We start from the raw sequence: 25,268 nt of genomic DNA, 5'->3' as shown, positions 1-25,268 counted from the left end.
ATATGCCAAATGTTAAGCAAGGGGGGAGAGAGGTGCCTGCATCGTTTACAAAGGAAATGATGGAAGCAATACTAAGCGGTATTGATGAAGCGGTTCATGCAGTAGACGAGAATGGCTTTACGATTTTTTATAATGCTGCTGCTGCCAAGCATGATGGAACAAGGATAGAAGATGTGCTTGGAAAGCACGTATTAGAGGCGTTTCCATCTTTAACAAAGGAGACGAGTACGCTTCTTATGGTGCTGGAAACAAAGCGTCCGATATTACAGCAGGCACAGCGTTACAAAAATCGCAGCGGTCTGGAGGTTTGTACTGTAAATAGTACGATTCCTATTTTAGTTGAAGGCCGGGTAACTGGGGCTGTTGAAATTGCAAAGGATTATTCAGCTATTCAGAAGCTGACAGATAAGATTGTAGAGCTGCAATGGAGCAGAAAGAGAACAATTGTAGAAGATAAACAGCATAATGCGATAACATTTGAACAGATTTTGACGGAGGATCCACACTTTTTAGAAACAAAGCGTTTAGCAAAACGAGTAGCGCCGACTGATGCATCCGTGCTGTTATATGGTGAGACGGGAACTGGAAAGGAGCTATTTGTGCATGCGATTCATGAGACATCTCTCCGTAAATCAAAGCCTTTAATTGCCCAAAACTGCGCAGCCTTGCCAGAGTCATTGCTCGAGGGAATTCTATTTGGAACAGCAAAAGGAAGTTACACGGGAGCAATAGACCGAGCTGGATTATTTGAACTTGCCGATGGTGGAACGCTGCTGCTTGATGAGATCAATTCGATGCCGCTTAATTTACAAGCGAAGCTGCTACGCGTATTGGAGGATGGTATGGTTCGCCGCATTGGCGGTCAAAAAACAAGGAAGGTTGATGTCCGGGTGATGGCGGCAATGAATGAGCATCCTGAACGATGTATAGAAAATCGGACGCTGCGAGCTGATTTATACTATCGGTTAAATGTTTTTTCACTATGCATTCCACCGCTTCGGGAACGAACGGGCGACATTCTCCTGCTGGCACATCATTTCTTGCGTCACAATAATAATAAGCTTGGCAAGCAGATGAAAGGTTTTGATGCCTCTGTAAAACAACTCCTTCTTTACTATCATTGGCCAGGGAATGTGAGGGAATTGAAGCATGTTATGGAACATGCAATGATTATGACGGATGATTCAACGATTAAAATGGAGCATTTACCCTATTCATTTTCCCGTGTTCATAGGGTTCTGAATATAACATCTTTGCGTGAAACACTGCGTGAAACAGAGGAACGGCTGATTGAGCAAGCGCTGCTGCAAACAGATGGAAATATGATGCAAGCAGCAAGACTGCTGGATATACCGAGACAAACGCTGCAATATAAACTGCAAAAACATCGACAGGCTGCCGAATAATAGGGCTAAGCAGATAGAATCGTTCTCAAAAAGGGATCTCTTGGGCAATTCAAGAGATCCCTTTCTAGATTTTGCGAATTTCTCATTTAGATAAACCGTGGATTATGGAAGTATTTCAATGTTTGATTGAAAGTAATGTTCTTGTGTCAAATACTCCGGTTCCTAAAGATAAGACAGAATTGTTTCAGTATATGAAAAGGTATCATGGAAGTCTCCCGGTCTAAAAAGAGGATGCTTCAGACTGGAAAACAAACAGGCATGCCAAAAAATAGGCATTAAAGTGCCTAAAATTGGGCATTCGACCGGAATGCATATAATCTAATTAGCCTGAAAAAGCCGTCTTTAGACGGCTTTTTTCAGTTTCACCTAGTGCTTGCTCCTTTCATATAAAGAAAGTAGGTGAATGTTCCGACTTTTAATATTTAGTAACGAATCAAAGCTTTGGCACAGTTTTTGCTTAGGTATAGATAAGAGCGCAACAAAGGGGGAGAATTCATGCTGCACGATATATATAAACCAAAGCGTCATTGGCAGGATATTGAACTATGGAAGGATGTAACCGAGGAGCAGTGGAATGATTGGATTTGGCAATTAACGAATACGATCAAAACATTAGAGGATTTAAAGAAGGTAATTAATCTAACACCAGATGAGGAGGAGGGAGTTAAAATTTCTACAAAAACCATCCCTCTTAATATTACACCCTATTACGCCTCCCTTATGAATCCAGATGATCATCGTTGTCCAATTCGGATGCAATCCGTTCCGATTGCGAAGGAGCTCTACAAGACAAAATATGACCAAGAAGATCCGCTTGGGGAGGATGAGGACTCTCCAACGCCTGGGCTAACGCATCGTTATCCGGATCGCGTCTTGTTTCTCGTGACAAACCAATGCTCGATGTATTGCCGATATTGTACACGCCGCCGCTTTAGCGGACAAATTGGTATGGGTGTGCCGAAAAAGCAGCTGGATGATGCGATTAACTATATCCGTAACACGACGCAGGTGCGAGATGTATTAATTTCCGGCGGTGACGGACTATTAATCAATGATAATATTTTAGAATATATTTTAAAGAATCTGCGTGCCATTCCTCATGTCGAAATTATTCGCATTGGTACAAGAGCACCGGTGGTCTTTCCTCAGCGCATCACAGAAAATCTTTGTAATATCCTCAAGAAATATCATCCGATTTGGCTGAACACACACTTCAACACATCCATTGAGATTACAGAGGAATCCAAAAGAGCTTGTGAGATGCTCGCAAACGCAGGTGTGCCTCTTGGTAATCAGGCTGTTATTCTAGCAGGAATTAATGATAGTGTAGCGATTATGAAAAAATTGATGCACGATCTCGTCAAAATTCGTGTTCGCCCGTATTACATTTATCAATGCGATTTATCAGAGGGTATCAGTCATTTTCGCGCTCCAGTTTCAAAAGGCTTGGAAATTATTGAAGGGTTGCGAGGGCATACGTCTGGTTACGCTGTGCCAACTTTCGTCATTGATGCTCCTGGCGGCGGAGGCAAGATTGCGGTACAGCCGAATTATTTAATCTCCCAAAGTCCCGATAAAGTGGTACTCCGCAATTTTGAGGGCGTCATCACCACGTATCCAGAGCCCGAGAACTATGTGCCAGGTCGTGCGGAAGGATACTTCGGTGAAGTTTATCCAGATTATGCGGAGAAGAAATCGAATATCGGCATCGCTGGTCTCATGAATGATGTAAAGCCTAACCTTGTGCCGGAGGGACTGCAGCGTTTAGATCGTCGCAAGCAGTATGAGGCAAATCCAGAGCACGCTTCCTTGAAGGATAAACGTGAAAAGCGCGATCAGTTGAAGGAGAAGAAGTTTCAGGCGCAGATGAAGAAGCTAAGCGAAGGCAAGGATAAGGAGGAGTAGGAGATGCCAGTATGTGAGTGGTGTGGTTCAGAGCACGCGAGAGATAGCGGCAACACCGTGTTTTGGGAACTGCCGGACGGGACGAAGACGATAGGGATTACGGAGACGCCTTGTGTTTGCTGTGATGACTGTGGGATGGAGTATCAGACAGAGGAAACGGTGAAGAAGATTGAGGATCAGCTGTTTCTTATCAATACCAAGCAGCTGGAGAAACAGCTAACATATGCGGAACTGATGGCAAAGCCACGGCTATTGAAACGGAATTACTTTGATTTTTCTTCTTAGGATTTAAAAAAGGTACTCAGAAATGGCTGCCATTTATCCATTAAAATTTTTAAGGCTCTGTTCGATGTTGATTTTTTATCGAAAGAAAGACCGACTAAAAATAGTCGGTCTTCTCGGTGATAGAAGGGATGTTATTAACAATTTTCATAGGGCTTTGTTATTTTAATAGCTGTAGTAGCCCTTAATTAAGGTCGAAACGATCTGCATTCATTATCTTAACCCAAGCAGCTATAAAGTCACGCACAAACTTCTCTTTGTTATCGTCTTGTGCATAAACTTCTACAATGGCACGTAGAACTGAGTTTGAACCGAACACTAGGTCAACACTAGTTGCTGTACGTACTACTTCACCTGTCTTGCGATCACGTCCTTCAAATACGTCTCCCTCTACAGGCGTCCACGCTACTCCCATGTCAAGCAAGTTAACAAAGAAGTCGTTAGTAAGTGTGCCAACACGATTAGTGAAAACCCCGTGTTTTGTGCCATCGAAGTTAGTACCTAGAACACGCATACCGCCAACAAGTGCGGTCATTTCTGGTGCAGTAAGGCCAAGCAGTTGTGCCTTGTCTACTAGTAACTCTGCTGAACTTACACTATACTGCTTCTTCTGATAGTTGCGGAAACCATCAGCGATAGGCTCTAGTACTGCAAAGCTTTCTAAGTCAGTTTGTTCTTGGGTTGCATCGCCACGTCCTGGAGCAAAAGGAACAGTTACATCAAAGCCTGCATCTTTTGCAGCTTTTTCTACTGCGGCACTACCACCAAGTACAATCAAGTCAGCTATGCTGACTTTCTTATCTAGATGACCTTGAATACTTTCTAATACAGTAAGTACTTTTGTAAGTTGTTCAGGCTGATTCACTTCCCAATCCTTCTGTGGAGCAAGACGGATGCGAGCACCATTAGCACCACCACGCATATCTGAGCCACGGAAGGTACTTGCTGAAGCCCAGGCAGTTGTTACTAGCTCGTTGATTGTAAGTCCGGAATCTAGGATCATGACTTTGATCTTTGCAACTTCTGCATCTGTTAATTCATAATCAACAGCAGGTACAGGATCTTGCCAGATAAGAACTTCTTCTGGAACTTCTGGGCCTAGATATCTTGCACGAGGACCCATGTCACGGTGTGTCAGTTTAAACCATGCACGAGCAAATACATCTGCAAACTCTTCTGGATTCTCATAGAAACGACGGGAAATCTTTTCGTAAGTTGGGTCAATACGTAAGGCCATATCCGCGGTAGTCATCATAGTCGGAACACGAACTGATGAATCCTCTGCATCTGGGGCAAGATGATCCTCAGCAGGATTGATTGCAACCCACTGATGTGCGCCTGCAGGGCTCTTTGTAAGCTCCCATTCATATCCAAACAGTAATTCAAAGAATCCATTATCCCACTGTGTTGGATTAGCGGTCCAAGCACCTTCAATACCGCTAGTGATGGCGTCACGACCTTTTCCGCTACCATGTGTGCTTATCCAACCTAAGCCTTGTGCTTCAATAGGAGCACCTTCTGGCTCTGGACCAACAAGAGCGGCGTCTCCTGCACCGTGTGCCTTACCAAAAGTATGGCCGCCGGCGATTAGTGCAACTGTTTCTTCATCGTTCATTCCCATACGTGCAAAGGTTTCGCGGATGTCACGGCCACTTGCGAGCGGATCTGGTTTACCGTTTGGACCTTCAGGGTTAACATAGATTAGCCCCATCTGAACTGCAGCAAGTGGATTCTCAAGCTCACGATCGCCTGTGTAACGCTTATCACCTAGCCATTCCATTTCAGTACCCCAGTAGATGTCTTCTTCTGGATGCCAAACGTCTGCGCGTCCTCCCCCAAAACCGAATGTCTTTCCGCCCATTGATTCAATAGCAACATTACCTGTTAGAATAAATAAGTCAGCCCAAGAGATCTTGTTGCCATACTTTTGCTTAATCGGCCATAGCAGTCGCCGGGCTTTATCGAGGTTGCCGTTGTCAGGCCAGCTGTTAAGTGGAGCAAAACGCTGTGTGCCAGTTCCACCACCACCACGGCCGTCACCGGTACGATACGTCCCTGCGGAGTGCCAAGCCATACGGATAAAGAATGGACCATAATGTCCATAGTCAGCAGGCCACCAATCTTGACTGTTTGTCATTAAATCGCGAAGATCCTGTTTAAGAGCATGGTAGTCTAATTTTTTAAATTCTTCTGCATAATCAAAGGTTTCTCCCATAGGGTTAGATTTTCTGTCATGCTGATGTAGAATGTTCAAGTTCAACTGGTTTGGCCACCAGTCTCTGTTAGACGTACCACTAGATTTGGGACTAGTAGCGCCACCGTGGTGTACCGGGCACTTTCCAATGTTAGCAGTTTCTTTAGCTTCCATACTTATTTTCCCCCTTATGTGTAAATTATGTAGCAAATAATTATGCCTCTAGTCGTACGAAACTTACAAACTAGATAATAATAATTATAATATTATTATTAAACTATTACTATGATTGAAAGAATTAAAACTCACGATAAAGAATTTAGTTGATAACTTTGTGAACACATTGATGGCAAAGCAGGGGTAGGGAATGCCCCTCCTTATCTACCCTTGGGCTTCGCCCTTCACAGGCTTGAAGAAGGGGGAATTCTTTCGGAGATCTGTTAAACTACGGGTTAATTAGTAAATTGACTTCCGATAATGGATAGTGAGAAGCGTACAGGATCAAATCAAATTCTGATTTTAGTTCAAATATATTATAACTACCAATAATACCTGATTATGTAAACATAAGGCTCTTCAGATCATTTAATTGAAGGGCTTTTAGTGGTTTTCAAGTACATTATTGACTCTCAATAATTAATTATATAAACAAAAAGAAATCTGTTACATACCATATTTTAGGATATGCTTCTGTCATATGATACGACAAGGGAAATTGAATTTTTTCTATCATTTTCTCTGTTACAAACCTTTAAAGAAGTATGACATTTATATGTTAATTGTATGTTTTTCTTAGTTACGTGAAATGCGGTTGCTATAATTCGATTATTACATACAGAAGCCGGGGGTAAACGAATGAAGAAAGTGCTAGGTATGACAACAGCAGCAATCTTTGGGTTAGGGTTCTTTGCAGCTAATGCAGATGCAGCAACGGTTGTAAATACGGATGTATTAAACGTTCGACAAGCTCCGAACACTGACTCACCCATACTTGGAAAAGTTACAACAGGACAAACACTACAAGTAAAAAATGATGCAAATGATTGGCTAGAAATTGAATATAACGGACAAAGCGCTTATGTAAGCAAACCATATACAAAAGATGACGGTGTATATTATGTAACAGCTGATGTATTAAACATACGCGATGGTGCCGGCACAGATCATAATGTAATTGGTAAGTTAGAAAATGGACAAGGAGTGCAAGTGATCGGCGATGCTGGAAATGGCTGGGCAGTTATTGCCTTTAAGGACGGATCCGCATATGTCAGCAAAGAATTTTTAGGTACACAAACACCAAAACTACAAGTAAAAGCAGCACAAGAACTCCAAGTTGAGGCTACCTCATACACACCTTATGAAGAGGATGGTTATAACGGTATGACCGCGACAGGTATAGACCTGCGCAAAGACCCAAACATGAAGCTGATTGCGGTTGATCCAAAAGTCATTCCGCTCGGTTCGAAAGTATGGGTAGAAGGATATGGTGAAGCAATTGCCGGCGATACAGGCGGTGCCATTAAAGGAAACCGTATTGACGTATTAAAACCAACAATAGATGAAGCGCTGCAATGGGGACGCAAGACTGTAACAGTACGCGTACTCGAGTAATAGCAATCCATGGGGGTATTTTCGTAAAAGGGGCGTAAATCTAGCATCGCAATCTACTTTTGATGCTTTCCGTCCTTTGGGGAGTCCATATTGAGGCAGGTACAGAAAAAGAACAACGAGGCTAACCTCATTGTTCTTTTAATTTTCTGTCACATTTTGCCGAAAGAGTCCCTGCTTCAATTTCGTGAAGCGCAGCGCAGGTGGGGGTAATTCAACGGGTCAAGAATTAATTAACAAGCTAACTTCTTCTTTAAATTTTGGATAAATGTCAGGATGAAGGAGATCCTCAATTTTAGCTAACTCGTTCAACAGCTAGGGAGAGGGCCTGCAAAAAAGAGATTCTACAGTGGATTGTTTTTGATCATGTTCATATGCCCCAACTTGGATGTTTTAGGATTACCTTTGGATTAACCTTCTTTTTTGGAACGCCTACCCATACAACACATATAGCGTCTGGATTCCGAAGCTTTACGTCTTCCCAATTTGTTTGGACGCTTGCCTCAACTTTATCTTCAAAAATGTTTCGTCCCCTGCAACCCTACTAATCACTGTTAGTAAATTACTGGAACATGAGGTGAATATTGGATTTTCCCGCTACTCCTAATACAGTGTTATTCGTGAATCTACTAGATGACTTAGAGCTTCGTGATATTTAATAATACTAGTAATTTTTCTTCCAATTTCATTGCAAACCAAGACAATAAAAATATTAATTACCGTTATATCTTCTATTTGACTTTTCTTTTATGATATAACTATTAGATACAGGTTTGTTTATTAAATGGAGAATGAAGGATGAATTTTGAAAGGGGATACTTTGTTTGAATACGAAATACTTAGATTTATTGGCTCAAAAATATGACAGTGAAGAGAAAGTGGTAACAGAAATTATTAATCTTGAAGCTATTCTCAATCTGCCTAAGGGGACCGAACACTTTGTCAGTGATTTACATGGGGAGTACCAAGCCTTTCAACATGTGCTAAGAAATGGTTCGGGGAATGTAAAAGAGAAAATCAGGGACTTGTTTCAAGATGTTTTATTTGAAAAAGAAATAAATGAATTTGCGACATTAGTTTATTATCCTGAAGAAAAATTACAGTTAATTAAAAATAGTTTTGGCAATGAAGAAGAATTAAACCAATGGTATACAGTAATCATCGAGCGGATGATCAGGCTTATTTCTTATGCTTCCTCCAAATATACACGTTCGAAATTACGTAAAGCATTGCCGAGTCAGTTTGTGTATATTATAGAGGAGCTGTTATACAAAGCAGATAAATCTACAAATAAGGAGCAATATTATACGGAAATTGTCCAGCAGATCATCTCCTTAGGTCAGGCTGATAAGCTCATAACAGGGCTTGCTTATACGACTCAGAAATTGGTTGTCGATCATCTTCATGTAGTTGGGGATATTTATGATCGTGGACCTGAGCCTGATAAAATCATGGATACCCTAATCAACTATCATTCCGTTGATATTCAGTGGGGAAATCATGATGTACTATGGTTAGGTGCCTTTGCTGGTTCAAAGGTTTGTCTTGCTAATATTATTCGTATCTGCGCTAGATACGACAATTTGGATATTATTGAAGATGTGTATGGAATAAATCTTAGACCCCTACTCAATCTTGCGGAGAAATACTATGGGGACAATCCAGTTTTTAGACCTAAGATACATTCCGATAAAAAATTATCTGATCATGAACAATTACAAATTACGAAAATTCATCAAGCAATTGCAATGATTCAGTTCAAACTTGAAATCCCTATCATAAAGAGACGCCCGTATTTTAATATGTCAGAAAGGCTTTTGCTTGAGAAAATTGATTATGACAAGAATGAAGTAACGATTTATGGGAAAACCTACCCGCTAGAAAATACCTGTTTTGCAACGATTAACCCAGAGCGGCCTGATCAATTATTAGAAGAAGAACAGCAGGTTATGGAAAGATTATTATTTTCAGTCCAGCATTCAGAAAAGCTGGCCAGACATATGAACTTCCTTATGAAGAAAGGGAACCTTTATTTAAAATATAACGGGAACCTATTAATACATGGCTGTATTCCTTTGGATGAAGAAGGGAATATGGAAAAAATGACGATTGAAAATAAAACCTATTCAGGTCGTGAGCTGCTTGATGTTTTTGAACGTTATTTACGGCATGCTTTTGCACATCCTGAAGAGACAGATGATCTTGCGACAGATATGGTCTGGTATTTATGGACAGGAGAATATTCATCACTCTTTGGAAAAAGGGAGATGACAACTTTTGAGAGATACTTTATTAAGGATAAGAAAACTCATAAAGAGAAAAAGAATCCATACTACCATTTACGTGAACAGGAAGATGTTTGCCGCAAAATCCTAACTGAATTTGGCCTTAATCCTGACCAGGGGCATATTATAAATGGCCATACACCAGTTAAAGAAATTGAGGGAGAAAATCCAATTAAAGCAAATGGTAGGATGATTGTAATTGATGGAGGTTTCTCCAAAGCTTATCAATCAACAACGGGTATAGCTGGATATACGTTATTATATAATTCCTATGGTATGCAACTGGCCGCCCATAAGAAATTTAATTCAAAAGAAGATGTTCTATGTAACGGAACGGATGTTTTGTCAGTAAAAAGATTGGTGGACAAAGAATTAAAGAGAAAAAAGGTTAGAGAAACGAATATCGGTAAAGAATTATTACAGGAAATCACTATTTTGAATAGTCTGAGGGAATATCTGTATATGAATTGACAGAAGTTGTTCCAATTCAATTTAAAAGAAGGATAACGGTTTGGCGGTATGAATTTGGCATTTTACCAAATTCATACCGTTTTTTATTTGGTGTATTTTTATTCTCAAAATGAGTAAATTCACTTGAGGTAATTTTCAGTCTGCTTATAAAGATACTAATGATATAAATCCTGCCAATATAACAATGCATCTTTGAATTTTTGAGATGAATATTATCCATAAACTGAAGAAATCCTGTGATTAAAGAAAAGCTATATGAGAGAATATTACACCGGAGCCGAAGTAATTGTTACTCGGCTTTTAATACTTTTTTAAGAATTGATTTAGAGAATCTTTAGCTTTATCGGATACGATAAAAATAATGCTACCTTAATAAAAGATATCTCAAATATGAGAAATCCCTATGGATAAGGAAGGATGAACGTGTCCATTCAAACAAGATTTTTACTATCTTATATTGGCGTCATATGTATTTCTGTCTTTTTATTGCTTATAGCGGGTTTTTTAGTTCTTTTTACTATTACCGGTGATGTTAAATCTGTGAAATATTTTTATAAAAATTCCTACACTAATAAGCCGCTGACCGCGGCTGAGGAAAATACGTTTCTTGATTTAAAGCTGCTGGCAAAGCATGCACCAGATCAATTGTTGGACGAAAAGCAACTGCAGGGAAAGGAGGATGTTGAAATTGTTGTCAGAAAGGGGACTGATATCACTTATGCTTCTCCCGAACTGGAGCGAAAAACACTCCAACAATCCCTCCCCACCTTTGAGTCCGCCAACATAAATACGCGCGATACGATTCAAGTGAACAATACATTCTATACGTATGTAAAGTTTGATTTCTACTTCAGTAATCAGGAAGAAGGGAGTATTTTTGTTTTGCGCAAAGTCAGTTCATATGCGGAGTTGGCACGTAAGTTATTTCCGATATTATTTGCTTTGCTGCTTCTTTTGCTTGTTGTTACACTAGGTTTTTTGAACTATGTAGTTTCGCGCAGCATCATTAAACCTATTACAATGCTGAAGCATGGAATAGAGCGTATAAAAGCAGGAGACTTGAATTTTCAGCTGCATACTTGCTCGAATGACGAGGTAGGGCAGCTCACCCAATCGTTTGAGGAAATGAGAAAGAAGTTGAAGGAGTCCATTGAGATTCAGGTGCAATACGAGGAGAATCGAAAAGAGCTGCTTTCTAATATTTCGCATGATCTCAAAACACCTATTACTTCTATTATTGGTTATGTGGAAGGAATACGGGACGGAGTTGCAAATACGCCGGAGAAAGTGGATAAATATTTGACCACTGTCTACACAAAAGCTAAGGATTTGAATGCCATTATAGATGAGCTATTTTTATTTTCTAAGCTGGATTTGCAACGTGAGCCCTTTACATTTGAAAGCGTGGATCTCCTGCAATATCTAAAGGATTATATAGAAGAGCTGCATCTTGACTTGGGTGATCAAGGAATAGAAGTTCTTTTTTCTTCCAGCCAAACTCATCCCAGCTATGTCCAAGCAGACCGAGATAAACTGAAGCGTGTGTTATCGAACTTAGTCAATAATAGTGTAAAATATATGGACAAAGAGTCAAAGCAAATCATTATTTCCTTGCTGGACGAAGAGAGTGCGGTTACAGTTCAAGTTACTGATAACGGTTCGGGAATTTCATCGACCGCACTTCCTTTCATATTCGAACGTTTTTATCGTGTAGAACAATCGAGAAACAAGCGAACAGGAGGAAGCGGGCTTGGATTGGCCATTGCCAAACAAATTATTCAAGGGCACGGTGGGTCTATCAGTGCTGTGAGTGAAATAGGAGAAGGGACAACGGTTTTCTTTTCCTTGCCGAAAGTGAAAAGATCAGGGGAGATACGATGAAAAAAATTTTAATTATAGAAGATGAAACGAGCATCGCCGAATTACAACGTGACTATTTGGAGATTAATGGATTTGAGGCTGAGATACAATCTTCTGGGGAAGAGGGGCTTCACCAAGCCTTACAAGGAGATTATAATCTTATTATTTTGGATATTATGCTTCCTCATATAGGCGGATTCGAAATATGCAGGCAAATTCGTGCGGAGAAAAACATTCCGATTCTGCTTGTATCGGCTAAAAAAGAAGAAATCGATAAAATACGCGGTCTCGGGTTAGGTGCAGATGATTACATCACAAAGCCGTTCAGTCCAAGCGAACTTGTCGCAAGGGTGAAAGCGCATCTAGCGCGTTATGAACGGCTGGCGGGCAGCCGTTCTGCTGAGAAAGAGAAGATTATATATGTTCATGGTATTTCTATTGATCCGTCTGCTCGCCGTGTACACATTCATGAGCAAGAAGTTCCGTTCACGACAAAAGAATTCGATTTGTTAACCTGTTTTGTCACACATCCCAATCAGGTGCTTAGCAAGGAGCAACTGTTTGAGAACATCTGGGGATTCGATTCCGCCGGAGATGTTTCTACCGTAACGGTGCATGTGCGAAAGCTCCGAGAAAAAATAGAACGCGACCCTGCAAGTCCGCAATACCTGGAAACGGTGTGGGGAGCCGGCTATCGTTTTAATATATAACTTTGCTGCACTCCTGCCATTTATGGCAGGAGTTTTTTGTTCTGTTGTAAGAAAGTATGAACTTCTAGCTAGAAATCATTCGATATAGTTGGAAATTTTAGGGGTGCAGTATAAGTGCAATTACGCCTCTGTCTTTGCCCGAGGGCAGGGTTCACCAATCGGCTAGTTTTCTTTCCAAGATAAGAAAGTATAACTTTTCGGGGGATGTCTAGCTCCCAAGGCCCAAAATGGCAGACTCCAGGCTGAACCTCCGCAAAAGGAAAAAAGCGCCTTTTACTGCGACCCACCCTTACGCTGCCATAAAAGGCGGGCCTTGTCCACTTTTCTTAATAAGAAAAGTTTTCTGCTTTGTTTATAGATTTTTAAGAATTTGTTTAGAAGGAGTTTAGACCTCAGCATTATTATGAGCTTAGGCAAGTAAAACATAAAATAAAAGGAGAGCGCAGAAATGAAAAAGAAATACTTGAAATACGTTGTGTTAACAACTGCAATTACGACAGGGGTCTCTATATATTCTCAAGCCTCGGAAGTTCATGCTTCTGTCCAAAACAAAGTAGAGCAAAATCAGCAGCAAGCGTATGCTGATACGATTCAAGTAGTGAAGCTTAAAAAGTTAAATTCGATTGCACTGGAGATCACTTTCTCAAAGCCGATTCCCCAAGAGGAATTAAATCTGGACCAAGCGAAGAAAAATTTCGTGTTCAGCAATGGCTTGCAGCTGACAAACATCCCGCAGCTCAAGACGGGAGCGAAGTCCACATATATCGTACCGGTCTCTGTGCAAAAGCCCGGGGAGAAATATACATTAACTTATAAAGGGAAAAAAGTGCGTACATTCATCGGGAGCGAAAAAAAAATAGAACTAAACTCAGTACGGCAAGTAACAAACGATACGTTTGAACTTGAGTCTTTCCGGACAGATGGTATTCTTGATTATCAGTATGTAGTGGCGGCAGATGCAGATAAAGTAGGAGATTTGGCTGTTACTCTTAATAAACACAACAAATACAATGGCGTACGCTATGACATCATTCCTTCCTTAAGGGATCAAAAAGTAACAATCACTCCAGATGGAGGACAGCCGATTGTAGCGAGTTATGTCCCATTTACACAAGCTACAGATGGCAGACAAGCTCCCAAATTCCGTTTACCTGCCGGACAAACACTGCAGCCGGGAATAACTTACACAGTAACAGCTGATTGGGCAACTGTAAGACAAAGCAAATTTACAGCGAAGGAAGTTGCTCCGCTTGTTATTCAATCCGCTAAACAAATTAATGCAACAAGCGTTGAAATTACTTTGACAGAAGATCCAAAAGATGAACTATTCGCCTTGCGTCAAGTCAAGCTTACAGCGGAAGGCGGATCTGAGCTTATTGCCCAATACAAATTCACTTCGCGAAAAGGAGCAACCGGAACTTTCGATATTTTAAATAATGGTTCATTGCAGCCGGAGGCAACGTATAAAGTAACTCCTGTAGGCGCATGGGCGGAAGCAAAAGATATTATGATTCAAAACTAGTAGGGTAGGGCCACATCGCCATCAAGGTAAAGCAATTAAATGCCCTCAGCTACAAAAAATGAATTTAGGTATTTTTGAAGAATAAACGAGTAACAAAAATAATTTTAAAGATAATTGAGCAAAGCAATGAACAAGAGAAAATCGTAATAGAGACGACAAACCTGCTTAAAGAAATTGTTGATTCTGAATGTAATAGTAATTTGAACATCTACAAAGAACCTTGGAATGATTATTTGAATTTTCGGAAGAGACAATACTACTCAGGGCGCTGTTTTAGGCGCTCTTTTCTAATATTTGTAACAAAACATAACTTCTCATAACTTCTGTTTCCTGCCTAGCATTTAGAAGATCAGGGCTTTAATTTTTAAAAAATGTATTAGTGGACAATATCTGTGTGTTAAGACAAATAAAAGCATTCCTCTCGGCCGTTGGCAAAAGAGGGATGCTGCATCGGGCCACGAGAGAATTTCTATGAGGATTTGAAACGACATCTCAAGTAATATTTTCCAGATATATTATAAATATTCCAATTTATTACATATATTCAGAATTTTTAGAAAATTTATAACCTTTTCGTTTACAAATAAATGATTTCCTTTGTATGATAGGTACAAGCAATAACTAATGTAAAGAAAACTTCCACCGTTTTCATGTCCAACCTATCTTAATTGTTCGCAATATTAGGAAAATTCCATAATATTCTATTAGTATTATTCGGATAAGAGTCTGTAACCACAATTATTTATTTGGGGGAATAGCTATGGTAATGAATAACCTAATAGCTTTGGATCAGTATACTTGCCCGAAATTAGAAAAGCTAAAGCTGGAACATGAATGGGAAAAATTTATTTCTGGTAATAACACAACCCCAATAATCCGCCCTTTAATGTATGACTCATGGCAACGTTGTTTGGAGCAAGGAATCAGTCCGCTTCAAAGTAAGACCTCTATCAATCTCAGTGAAGAGCAAATTAAGGAATATGTGTCAACGGATCCATTATTTCGCACTTTAAAGCCGGTACTTACGAAATTAAAGGATATGTATATAGATTCTGGCCATTTGGTCACGTTTTCCACCCCTTCCGGCGATATTGTTTACTTAGAAGGAGATTTGTCTTTAATGTTAAAGGCTGAAGATATGAATTTTGTCGCTGGTTCATCTTGGGCAGAACATAACGCAGGTACGAATGCGATTGGAACAGCAATTGTTATCGGTTCTCCGATTCAAGTGTTTGCTGGAGAACATTTTTGCCAAGAGTTACAAAAATGGACATGTTCAGCTGCTCCTATCCGTGATCCAGCTACCCAAAAAACTTTGGGAGTCATTAACATGGCAGGGCTATGGGCAGTCAACCATCCTCATATTTTATCAGTCGTAGCTTCAGCGGAACAAGATGTAAATGGGATGCTGCGCAAGCAAGTAAGGTGGGAACGATTTAAGCTGCTCGAATATTACCAAAGCAGAAATATTTCTTGGCAGTCAAAGTCCTGTTTAGCCGTTTTAGATCGAGGAGGGAAGGTGATGAAAGCATCGCCTTTATTATATGAACAAGGTTTGATTGATTCGAACCATTTCTTGATCAGCATTCCTTCTCGATCATTACCCTTAACGTCAAGGATGTATTGGGAATGTGAACATTTAAATGGGACCTGGCGTTTTGAGCTAACCCCGTATATCTATGGAGGAATGTCTATCGGTGCCATTGTTTATGTTATTCCTCCAACCTTAACAAGTTTTAAGGGCATATACTTTGCTGCAAAATCTTCCTTCACAGGTGTGATGGATGCAACGCTTCCATCTTTATCAAATACAAATAGCTTAAATAGCGGGGCTATAATCCGCAATCTTAATGATAGGAAACAAGCTGTGGAGAAAAAGTTGATTCAGTTGCCCGATTTTTATAAATCTCTTTTTGATCATAATCCTGACGGAATCTATTCTTGTGATTTACAGGCAAATTTATTGGATGTGAATCCGGCTTTGGAAAGAATGATTGGTTATACGGTTAAAGAGCTTCAAGAGATTTCGCTTCCATCACTATTTCTTCCAGAATCCCTGGAAAGGGGAATGGAATATTTAGAAAAAACAATGAAAGGAAAGCAGCAGGAATATGAGGTGGCGGTTAGGCACAAAAATGGATACCGAATAGATTTAGAGGTAAATAATTTCCCTATTTTCATAGACAACGAGATTGTTGGAGTTTATGGAATTGTAAAAGACATTACCAAAAATAAGCAAATAGAAGAAGATTTGAAATCGACCAGACAACAATTGGACTTATTTCTTAAAAATACGGTGGATTCTATTATTATTTTCGACTTAAAGCATAATGTCATAAAAGTGAATCAAGCATTTGAAGAAGTCTTTGGCTGGACTGAACAAGAAGTAATAGGAAGAAAAAAACCTATCATTCCCAGTTTTTTAGTTGCCAAATATACAGAAATCCTTCAAAAAATAGTGAATAACAGGCATGTGATGTCGTTTGAAACGATTAGGCAACGAAAAGATGGAAGTCTTATTGATGTTAGCAGCTTTGTTTCCCCAATTGTAAATGCGAAAGGAAATGTGACAGCTTTCGTATCCATCTTAAGGGATATTACGGAGCATAAACGAATGGAAGAAGCATTGAAAGAAAGCGAGAAACGATTACGTACTTTAATTAATGCGATGCCTGACGTGGTTATCCTTAAAGATGGTGAAGGAAGATGGCTTGAAGCGAACGATTCTGCTCTTTCTTATTTTCAGTTTGAGAATGTTCCTTATTATGGAAAAAAAAATAGTGAACTGGCTGTGTATAATAAACTTTCTAGAGATACACTTTCTCATGGCGAGAAAACCGATCAAGAAGCGTGGGAAAATGGCCGTATTACCCGAAACCAAGTGATTCGACAACCTGATGGTAAATCAACTATTTTCGATGTTATTAAGGTTCCCATTTTTTATGCTGATGGCAAGCGTAAGGGACTTGTGATTATAGGACGCGATATAACAGAATTGAAGCGAACGGAAGAATTATTACGAAAATCGGAGAAGCTTGCTGTTGTAGGGCATTTAGCCACCGCAATCGCCCATGAAGTGAACAATCCTTTAACTGCAATGAAAGGGTTTATTCAATTACTAAAATCAACTGAAAATGAGAACCATCAGCATTACATAGATGTGGTATTATCAGAGATTAATCAAATAGAAGGCATTACGAATGAATTTATTGCGGCAGCCAAGCCACAAGCAGTAGAGGTTCAGCCTAATGATATGTATATGATAATTGAACAGGTTATCCTCTTATTCCAACCTCAAGGGAATATTCACAATGTCCAAATTAGAACTGAGTTTGAATCGGGGATCCCTTTAATCCCATTTGAACGGAACCAATTAAAACAAGTATTTATCAATGTCTTGAAAAATGCTATCAAGTCAATGCCGCTGGGGGGAGATGTTTTAATTCAAGTCAAACAATTTAGTGAGCATCAAGTATGCGTTAGCATTATAGATCAAGGATGTGGGATCCCAAAAGAACGTATGCCGTATCTTGGAGAACCTTTTTATAGTATTAAAGAAGAAGGAGTCGGCTTAGGATTAATGATTTGTTACAAAATAATTGAAGCGCATGGAGGAGAAATATGTATTGAAAGTGAACTGGGGAAAGGAACAAAAGTTGATGTCATTCTCCCGACCTATTATAAGGCTGCGTTCGAGAGAACTGGAAGCGGCCAACGAAGCGTGAAAACCCATTCCTTTAGGGATGGGATGGTGCCGTAGCGATAGATATGTTGACAAAGGGCTATTGCTTTTGCGCTTGAGCCGAATCGTTTGTCATACCGATTATCAGAGAAAATGAAAGCAGAAAAGACCATAGATCTAGATAACAGTGAACTACCACGACCCTAAAGGTATCGTGGTTTTACGCCCACAAATATAAAATTATAGAAAAGATAAGAAAATTACTTCGAAATTCTTTATAATGTAAAAGTAGGACAGATAGTAACTTGAAAGGAATGGAGAAGTGTGAAGAAACTGGATGTACTGTTAATGGTACTCAGCTGCCTGTTTCCAATTGCAGGTGTTATGAAACAATTCCCTCTTACATTATCACTAGTTATGGGAGGATTGTTATTTTTCATTAGTTTGGGAAGTTATTTCGCTAAACAAACCAATTGGCGAGTATTTAGCTGGATAGCATATGCTGTATTTATTACATTCTTGTTATTGCTTCGAAACCCGTATATAACGACAAGTTTCCTCTTGGAAAATATGAAAATCTCGGCATGTATTGCTATTATCCCATTTTTGTTCCGGTTTCGTACGTATGCGATTACGATAGGATTGCTTGGATTATGGGCATTCTTATTATGGGATGTAAAACAGGTCGGTTCGTTAGAAGCGCTGCAGCATATTATGTATGTAACTACGTCAGAACAAATATATTTGCTGCCATTCGGGATTGGATTTTTATTTGGGGGATGGCTGGGACATATAACAAAACCTTCTCCTAAACGCGAAAAGGGGCGGAAACCGAATAAACCGAAACAAAAAAAACAGCGAAAGGGATGGAATATTACAATTCCTATTCCGCGTCTACCGAAGTTTGGTATTAAAGTATCAAAATCTCGTCGATATGAATCCCCGGTACAGCAAACAACCCGCGTGCATGACTCGAGGCAAGAGGAGAATATGGAGCAGTATGGATCAGCAGAAGAGAAACAAGATATAGAAACAGAATTTATCCATGAAGAAACTAGAGAAACCCGAATGGGGCGAAGAAAGAAAAAGGCTAATATGTAATATTGAATTGAAAATAACTGAAGATAAGTATTACTAATGCGACGACGCATGTTGTTTCACAATGTAGCTTTAAGGCGTATCAACACTTTGCTGGATACGCCTATTTTCCACTTTAAGAAGGTATAAATTTCTAGCTGGAAGCCAATTCGACGTAGTTGGAAATTCTAAAGAATCTCCAGCACTCTACTGGAGATTCTTTAGATTATTTATTAAACTTCTGCGGAAATTGCTTCACAACTCCTGCGGAGATAGTATCTGCCATTAGGATTATATGTGAGACCCCTTCATCAATCGCAACGATTCTTGCATTCCAATCCTTTGCTAAGCTTGCAGATAAGTCATTTGTCACCAATTTTAGATGCATATACAACAACTTTTTTAGATTTTCATTTTTTAAATAAGGGTTGGCACTGCTAAGGAATGCTGCTATATCATCAGCATTTTTATACCATTCTTTGTTTAGCTGATTCACCAAGGCTTTCTTTCCGGCTTTAGCCGCGTCTACAATCTTGCCGGCAATAATAATATGTTCCTTAAGCAACTCCGTAAGTTTGTTCCCTGCCTTTTCCCCGTAGACCGGCTTCACAGCATTCCCAATATCTTCTTGATTTTTCAGCAGTCTTGACAACACCTGCTTTTGGTCTTCTGCTCCTGCTGTTGTTACACTTGTAATATAATTACTCGTCCACAATACATGATCAATCCAAAGTTTCCTGAATTCATTTTCGAATTTTACCTCAGATTGGCTAATGCGATGTTCTTGTGGTTGAGCCACGGCACCAATTGGTTCAGCCAGTATGGTTAGCGGAAATAACAAAATAAATCCCATCAATAATAATTTCTTCATAAAAATGGCTCCTTCCAAATTGAACAAGTATCCTTAGTATTATTTGTACATAGGATTTTTTACATTCCTCAAATAAAATTACTTTGATTTTAGCTCATGAAACTAGTCAATCTGGATGATTTTTTCATTTCCTATATGGCACTCTACTGTTAAGAAACACCATGTTTTTTTGATGTAACAAATGACATCAGGTGGCATATATGTCGCATTCACTACCCTCTATGTATTTTTATCGCGAAACTACCTATAATCTTTAACGGAGAGATATTACAGCATACTGATACATGAGCAGATAGGAGATATGGAATATGAACCATGTACAGAGTAAGTTTCCAGAAGGCTTTTTATGGGGCGGAGCAACGGCTGCTAACCAAGTGGAAGGCGGATTTTATGAAGGCAACAAAGGAATGAATATTGCCGATGTTCTTCCTGGCGGTAAAGAGCGTCTTAAGATTTTACTGTCACCTGGTTTTGATTTTAAAATTGATAAGGAAAAGTATAGCTACCCAAACCATGAAGCAATTGATTTCTATCATCGTTATCAGGAAGACATCGCATTGTTTGCAGAAATGGGCTTTAAGGTATATCGCATGTCCATTGCGTGGACACGCATTTTCCCAAATGGCAATGAATTAGAGCCGAATGAAGATGGTTTGGCGTTCTACGATCGTGTATTTGATGAATTGCATAAACACGGAATTGAACCAATCGTTACCATCTCTCACTATGAAATGCCAGTGAATCTTATAACAGAATATGGCGGTTGGAGAAGCCGCGAGGTTGTAACCTTCTTTGAAAGATATGTGAAAGCGATTTTCAGCCGTTACCAAGGTAAAGTGAAGTATTGGATGACGTTTAATGAAATTAATAGTGGTTTACATTTCCCAATTATGGGTCTTGGTTTTGCCATTCAAAAAGAAGAAGATAAATATCAGCCTACTTTCCAAGCTTATCACCATCAGTTCGTTGCAAGTAGCACAGCGGTAAAACTATGCCGTGAAATGATGCCAGATGCTCAAATTGGCTGTATGATTCTTTATGCGCCAGTGTATGCTTATGATTGCAACCCTGAAAATGTAATGTATGCTCTTAGGGAGCAACAGCTTTTTAATTATTTTTGTGCTGATGTGCAAGTACGCGGGGAGTATCCAGCTTTTATTAAACGTTATTTCAAGGAGCACAATATCGAGCTGGCAATACAAGAAGGCGATCTAGAGTTAATTAAAGAAAACACGGTAGACTATATTGGCTTTAGCTATTACATGTCCCGGACAGAGAAAAAGGTGAAATCAGCAGAAGATGCGGCACAAGGAAATATTCTGTCTGGTGTAAGAAATCCATTTTTAAAGGCTAGTGACTGGGGCTGGGAAATCGATCCAACAGGCTTACGCATTTCTTTAAACGAGCTTTACGATAGATACCGCATTCCGCTCTTTGTTGTAGAAAATGGTCTAGGGGCAATCGATACAGTCGAGGAAGATGGAACGATTAACGATGACTATCGCATTGATTATCTGCGTGATCACATCAAGGCAATGCGTGAGGCTATTGAAGATGGTGTGGAACTAATGGGATATACAAGCTGGGGATGTATTGACTTGGTAAGTATGTCAACAGGCGAGTTCTCTAAGCGTTATGGCCTTATCTATGTTGATAAGCATGATGATGGCAGCGGTACATTGGAACGCAAGAAGAAAAAGTCTTTCTTCTGGTATAAAAATGTGATTGCAACGAATGGGGAAGAGCTATAATCTTATATTTTATAAATGAGGTAATGTTCTTTTTTCTGAATGAGATTATCCCAATATAGGCCGTACGGTAGTCTTAATAACAAAAGCTCCCATACTGAATAGTTTTTTGGAAAAATCCTGATTCCCTTATTAGTAAGTAAGAATCAGGATTTTTTGTGTTCAGTCTTAGTCGGGATGAACCTAATAGGACCAATGTGTTAATTAATTATTGAGTGGTATATCCACAATTTATTTTCTTCAGCAGTCTCCGTAGATTTTTTTCCGCAGCTTCTACTTCAAATAAGAATAACAAGCACATGTTGTGAAAAGACTATAACAGGTATCAAATCATAAGGGGGAACATTACATGGATAAGCAACGTGCAAAAGACATTGCAGCTTCACCAGTTATGGCAAATGTAACGTTTGATGGTCATCAAATTTATATCGAGAAGGTAGATGAGCAAAATGGAACTGCTACAATTTATCCTCTTGATCAGCCAGAAAAGAAGCAAAATGTGATGGTAGATCATTTAGTCGAGTATTAAAGGAAAGCCTGTAGATCCTTCATATCGAGACAACTTATTTCATTACCAGAATAGCAAGCAAAACCTCCCACATATAGGGAGGTTTTTGGAGTTGCAGAAAATACCAGTTGATAATTATTATAAAATCATTAAAATAGACTACACATAAGGTCAAAGATAGTCAAAGTCAAAAGCGACTTTCATTTTAATAGATGGATATATATAGAAAAGGAGTGGCGTGATATGAAATGTCAAGCATGTGGTCAACAAATGGCTGCTGTATTAGTAAATATTCGCGTAAATGGTCAAAAAAGTGAAAAGCATCTCTGTCATGCTTGCTATGAAAAGGAAAGACAGAACGTATTCTCAATGGGAGGAAATCCATTTGGTGGATTCTTTAATCTATTTGAAGGAGGCGCATCAAAAGGAATGCCGAATATGGAAGAAGAAAAGGGACAAGCAGTAAAGGAAAGCGGTTTGCTTGGACAAATCGCACGCAATTTAAGTGACGCAGCAAAACGTGGCCGTATTGATCCTGTTATTGGCCGAGAGAAGGAAATTGATCGAGTTATTGAGATCTTGAATCGAAGAAATAAAAATAACCCTGTATTAATTGGGGAACCTGGTGTTGGTAAGACTGCGATTGCAGAGGGATTAGCGATGCGCATTGTCGAAGGAAAGGTTCCAGCTAAATTGCGGAATAAGGAAGTTTACGTACTGGATGTTGCTTCCTTAGTGTCTGATACAGGGGTTCGCGGGCAATTCGAGCAGCGTATGAAGCAATTGATCGAGGAGCTGCAGCGAAACGATAACATCATTTTGTTTATTGATGAAATTCACACAATTGTAGGGGCGGGCTCTGCTCAAGGTTCCATGGATGCGGGGAATATTTTAAAACCAGCATTGGCACGCGGTGAGCTCCAGGTTATTGGTGCAACGACTTTGAAGGAGTATCGCGTCATTGAAAAGGATGCGGCATTAGAGAGACGCTTTCAACCCGTTATGGTAAATGAGCCATCTGTAAAGGAGGCCATTTCGATTTTAATGGGCTTGAAAGAGCAGTATGAACGTTATCATCAAGTTCAGATTCCGAATGAGGTTATCCAAGCATGCGTAATGCTTTCGAATCGTTATATTCAGGACCGTTATTTGCCAGATAAAGCGATTGATCTCCTGGATGAAGCTGGTTCAAAAGTGAATCTGCGCGGAGGCAATAAGGAGGCAGCAAGTCTTGAGCTAGCATTAAATCATGTTCGTGCGGAAAAAGCGAAAGCGACGGAGAAAGAAGATTATGAGAAAGCAGCTCAGCTTCGCGATGAGGAAAAGAGCTTACTTGAAAAATTACAAAGCGCAGAGCAATCAGATGCAGTTGTAACCGTGCAGGATATTGAACATATTATTGAAGAAAAAACGGGTATTCCTGTAAGTAAGCTACAGCAGCAGGAACAACAAAAACTGCAAACTCTACAGCAGCGTCTAACAGAGAGAGTAATTGGGCAGGAGCAAGCTGTCGAGAAGGTGGCAAAGGCTGTACGCCGCGGCCGAGCTGGTCTAAAATCTAAAACAAGACCGACAGCCTCCTTCCTATTTGTAGGGCCAACAGGGGTTGGGAAAACAGAACTTGCTAAAACGCTGGCAGAGGAAGTATTTGGTGATCGAGAAGCGATGATTCGTCTTGATATGAGTGAGTACATGGAGAAACATTCTGTCTCTAAGCTAATCGGTTCTCCACCAGGCTATGTTGGTCATGAGGAAGCAGGTCAGTTGACTGAGAAGATCCGAAGAAAGCCGTATAGTCTTATTCTGCTTGATGAGATTGAAAAAGCACATCCAGATGTACAGCATATGTTCCTGCAAATATTAGAAGACGGTCGCTTGACGGATAGTCAGGGGCGCACTGTTAACTTTAAGGATACAATCATTATTATGACAAGCAATGCAGGTGTGACTGATAAAAAAGCAACTGTTGGATTTGCTGCATCCAGACAAGAGCAGTATAGCAATCTCCTAGATTCCTTAACTGCTTATTTTAAACCGGAGTTTTTGAACCGTTTTGATGGAATCATTCCATTCAATCATTTGGAACGAGAAAGCCTAGTGAGGATTGTTCGACTTCTATTTAAGGAACTACAAGAGAATCTAAATGAACAGCACATTGAACTGGCTGTGGAAGAAGAAGCAATGCAAATAATCGCTGAAATCGGCTATCATCCAGCATTCGGTGCGCGTCCGTTGCGCCGCGTTATGCAGGAAAAGATAGAAGATGCTGTAGCAGATCTTCTTTTGGAGGATAATGTGGAGGGGATTCGTGTGTTCGCAGCAGGTGGTAATCTTCAAGTTGCGAAATTATAATGATAAAATGCTGCGCCAAGCTGTTTGCTTGGCGCAGTTATCTACATATATGCTTGAAAGGAGCAACAATTATATCGATAACAGCTAGACAGTTGTATCCTTTAAGCAAGAACGATTTTTGTTCCTCATCATACATGCTAGTTTTTTTCTTGGACGACATGTATAATAAGTAAACAAAAAAGGAGAAGATTTCTATGAATAAGTCATTCTATCATTACATGATGAAATACAGGGATGGTCGTAAAATAGACAGTATGACGCAGCTTGCAACTAAAATTTATGAAGACTATAGCTTTCCGAAGCAATCATCAGATTATGACGAAATTAGCTCATATCTCGAGTTAAGCGGCCTATTGCTGACTATGGCTATATTTGATGAAGCATGGGATTATTATGTTACAGAAGCATAAAACAGCACACTCCGTACAAAGAGTGTGCTGTTTTTTTTACACTTTAAGAAGTATAAACTTTTAGCTAGAAGACAATTGGATATATGTGGAGATTTTAAGGAGGGTGTAAGGACAACGCTGTCTCTGTCTTCGCCTGGGAAGCAGGGCTCGCCAGGCGGTGAGTTTTCTTACACTGTAGGAAAGCATAAATTTCCAACCTGAAGCAAATTCGACGTAACAGGAAATTTTAGGAACAAAGTGTAAGGGCAACTACGCCTCTGTCTTCGCCCAAGAACAGGGCTCGCCAATTGGCGAGTTTTCTTTAGAAAAAATCGAAAAATTCTTTTTTACATACGTGTGTATAATAAGCGTTTTCGCAGCGAGCGCATATACTGTTA

General features: G+C 39.7%; 15 protein-coding genes and 1 pseudogene. 14 read left to right on the top strand and 2 right to left on the bottom strand.

Annotated features, from left to right (window positions below):
* Positions 1-32 precede the first annotated feature (32 nt).
* From AAHB12_RS09720 to AAHB12_RS09710, 3 genes are all read left to right on the top strand, one after another.
* Positions 33-1,406 (top strand): sigma-54 interaction domain-containing protein, encoded by a 1,374-nt coding sequence (locus AAHB12_RS09720; protein ID WP_342045168.1) that lies wholly within the window; start codon positions 33-35, stop codon positions 1,404-1,406.
* Between the two features lie 495 nt (positions 1,407-1,901).
* Positions 1,902-3,311, top strand: a complete 1,410-nt coding sequence (kamA, locus tag AAHB12_RS09715) for a lysine 2,3-aminomutase (RefSeq protein WP_342045167.1) — start codon at positions 1,902-1,904, stop codon at positions 3,309-3,311.
* A 3-nt stretch (positions 3,312-3,314) separates the two neighbouring features.
* Positions 3,315-3,596 (top strand): YokU family protein, encoded by a 282-nt coding sequence (locus tag AAHB12_RS09710; protein WP_129726481.1) that lies wholly within the window; start codon positions 3,315-3,317, stop codon positions 3,594-3,596.
* Positions 3,597-3,777: 181 nt separating this feature from the next.
* Here AAHB12_RS09710 and katG read toward each other — a convergent pair whose 3' ends face one another.
* Complete coding sequence (katG, locus tag AAHB12_RS09705) at positions 3,778-5,961, bottom strand: catalase/peroxidase HPI (RefSeq protein ID WP_342045242.1); 2,184 nt, start codon at positions 5,959-5,961, stop codon at positions 3,778-3,780.
* A gap of 681 nt (positions 5,962-6,642) precedes the next feature.
* Here katG and AAHB12_RS09700 point away from each other — a divergent pair.
* The 7 genes and pseudogenes from AAHB12_RS09700 (at position 6,643) to AAHB12_RS09670 (ending at position 19,026) form a co-directional block, all read left to right on the top strand.
* Complete coding sequence (locus tag AAHB12_RS09700; protein WP_342045166.1) at positions 6,643-7,398, top strand: SH3 domain-containing protein; 756 nt, start codon at positions 6,643-6,645, stop codon at positions 7,396-7,398.
* A gap of 821 nt (positions 7,399-8,219) precedes the next feature.
* Entirely contained in the window at positions 8,220-10,151 is a 1,932-nt protein-coding gene (fbp, locus tag AAHB12_RS09695; RefSeq protein ID WP_342045165.1) for a fructose-1,6-bisphosphatase, read from the top strand.
* Between the two features lie 423 nt (positions 10,152-10,574).
* Positions 10,575-12,032 (top strand): sensor histidine kinase, encoded by a 1,458-nt coding sequence (locus AAHB12_RS09690; RefSeq protein WP_342045164.1) that lies wholly within the window; start codon positions 10,575-10,577, stop codon positions 12,030-12,032.
* Positions 12,029-12,721, top strand: coding sequence for a response regulator transcription factor (locus tag AAHB12_RS09685; protein ID WP_342045163.1), 693 nt, complete (start codon positions 12,029-12,031; stop codon positions 12,719-12,721). Before AAHB12_RS09690 ends, AAHB12_RS09685 begins: the two co-directional genes overlap by 4 nt.
* 448 nt (positions 12,722-13,169) lie before the next feature.
* The gene (locus AAHB12_RS09680; protein ID WP_342045162.1) at positions 13,170-14,243 is read left to right on the top strand and encodes a hypothetical protein; all 1,074 of its coding nucleotides are present in this window, start codon (positions 13,170-13,172) and stop codon (positions 14,241-14,243) included.
* 760 nt (positions 14,244-15,003) lie between these two features.
* Positions 15,004-17,916: pseudogene (locus tag AAHB12_RS09675) on the top strand (PAS domain S-box protein); the annotation flags it as partial.
* A 333-nt stretch (positions 17,917-18,249) separates the two neighbouring features.
* Positions 18,250-19,026: a DUF3959 family protein gene (locus tag AAHB12_RS09670; RefSeq protein ID WP_342045160.1), complete on the top strand. Its 777-nt coding sequence runs from the start codon at positions 18,250-18,252 to the stop codon at positions 19,024-19,026.
* A gap of 202 nt (positions 19,027-19,228) precedes the next feature.
* Here the strand turns inward: AAHB12_RS09670 and AAHB12_RS09665 are convergent, their stop codons facing one another.
* Positions 19,229-19,873 carry a glycosyltransferase gene (locus tag AAHB12_RS09665; RefSeq protein ID WP_342045159.1) on the bottom strand — a complete coding sequence of 215 codons (645 nt, stop codon included), beginning with the start codon at positions 19,871-19,873 and terminating at the stop codon, positions 19,229-19,231.
* A gap of 308 nt (positions 19,874-20,181) precedes the next feature.
* Here AAHB12_RS09665 and AAHB12_RS09660 point away from each other — a divergent pair, with 308 nt between their 5' ends.
* The 4 genes from AAHB12_RS09660 to AAHB12_RS09645 all read left to right on the top strand — a co-directional run bounded on the left by AAHB12_RS09660 (position 20,182) and on the right by AAHB12_RS09645 (position 24,891).
* Positions 20,182-21,624 (top strand): glycoside hydrolase family 1 protein, encoded by a 1,443-nt coding sequence (locus AAHB12_RS09660; RefSeq protein WP_342045158.1) that lies wholly within the window; start codon positions 20,182-20,184, stop codon positions 21,622-21,624.
* 346 nt (positions 21,625-21,970) lie between these two features.
* Positions 21,971-22,150 (top strand): small acid-soluble spore protein H, encoded by a 180-nt coding sequence (locus AAHB12_RS09655; RefSeq protein ID WP_129726472.1) that lies wholly within the window; start codon positions 21,971-21,973, stop codon positions 22,148-22,150.
* Between the two features lie 222 nt (positions 22,151-22,372).
* On the top strand, positions 22,373-24,481 hold the full coding sequence (locus AAHB12_RS09650) for an ATP-dependent Clp protease ATP-binding subunit (RefSeq protein ID WP_342045157.1): 2,109 nt from the start codon (positions 22,373-22,375) through the stop codon (positions 24,479-24,481).
* A 194-nt stretch (positions 24,482-24,675) separates the two neighbouring features.
* Positions 24,676-24,891, top strand: a complete 216-nt coding sequence (locus AAHB12_RS09645; protein ID WP_342045156.1) for a YozE family protein — start codon at positions 24,676-24,678, stop codon at positions 24,889-24,891.
* The last annotated feature ends 377 nt before the right edge of the window (positions 24,892-25,268 follow it).

This window comes from Bacillus sp. OTU530 (genome assembly GCF_038440375.1).
This window is presented reverse-complemented; position numbering and strand designations above follow the sequence as displayed.

Bases quoted from the DNA above. Each gene is read 5' to 3' on its own strand.
- kamA (WP_342045167.1), top strand. From the start codon at position 1,902: ATGCTGCACGATATATATAAACCAAAGCGTCATTGGCAGGATATTGAA.
- AAHB12_RS09710 (WP_129726481.1), top strand. From the start codon at position 3,315: ATGCCAGTATGTGAGTGGTGTGGTTCAGAGCACGCGAGAGATAGCGGC.
- katG (WP_342045242.1), bottom strand. From the start codon at position 5,961: ATGGAAGCTAAAGAAACTGCTAACATTGGAAAGTGCCCGGTACACCAC.
- AAHB12_RS09700 (WP_342045166.1), top strand. From the start codon at position 6,643: ATGAAGAAAGTGCTAGGTATGACAACAGCAGCAATCTTTGGGTTAGGG.
- AAHB12_RS09685 (WP_342045163.1), top strand. From the start codon at position 12,029: ATGAAAAAAATTTTAATTATAGAAGATGAAACGAGCATCGCCGAATTA.
- AAHB12_RS09680 (WP_342045162.1), top strand. From the start codon at position 13,170: ATGAAAAAGAAATACTTGAAATACGTTGTGTTAACAACTGCAATTACG.
- AAHB12_RS09665 (WP_342045159.1), bottom strand. From the start codon at position 19,873: ATGAAGAAATTATTATTGATGGGATTTATTTTGTTATTTCCGCTAACC.
- AAHB12_RS09660 (WP_342045158.1), top strand. From the start codon at position 20,182: ATGAACCATGTACAGAGTAAGTTTCCAGAAGGCTTTTTATGGGGCGGA.
- AAHB12_RS09655 (WP_129726472.1), top strand. From the start codon at position 21,971: ATGGATAAGCAACGTGCAAAAGACATTGCAGCTTCACCAGTTATGGCA.
- AAHB12_RS09650 (WP_342045157.1), top strand. From the start codon at position 22,373: ATGAAATGTCAAGCATGTGGTCAACAAATGGCTGCTGTATTAGTAAAT.
- AAHB12_RS09645 (WP_342045156.1), top strand. From the start codon at position 24,676: ATGAATAAGTCATTCTATCATTACATGATGAAATACAGGGATGGTCGT.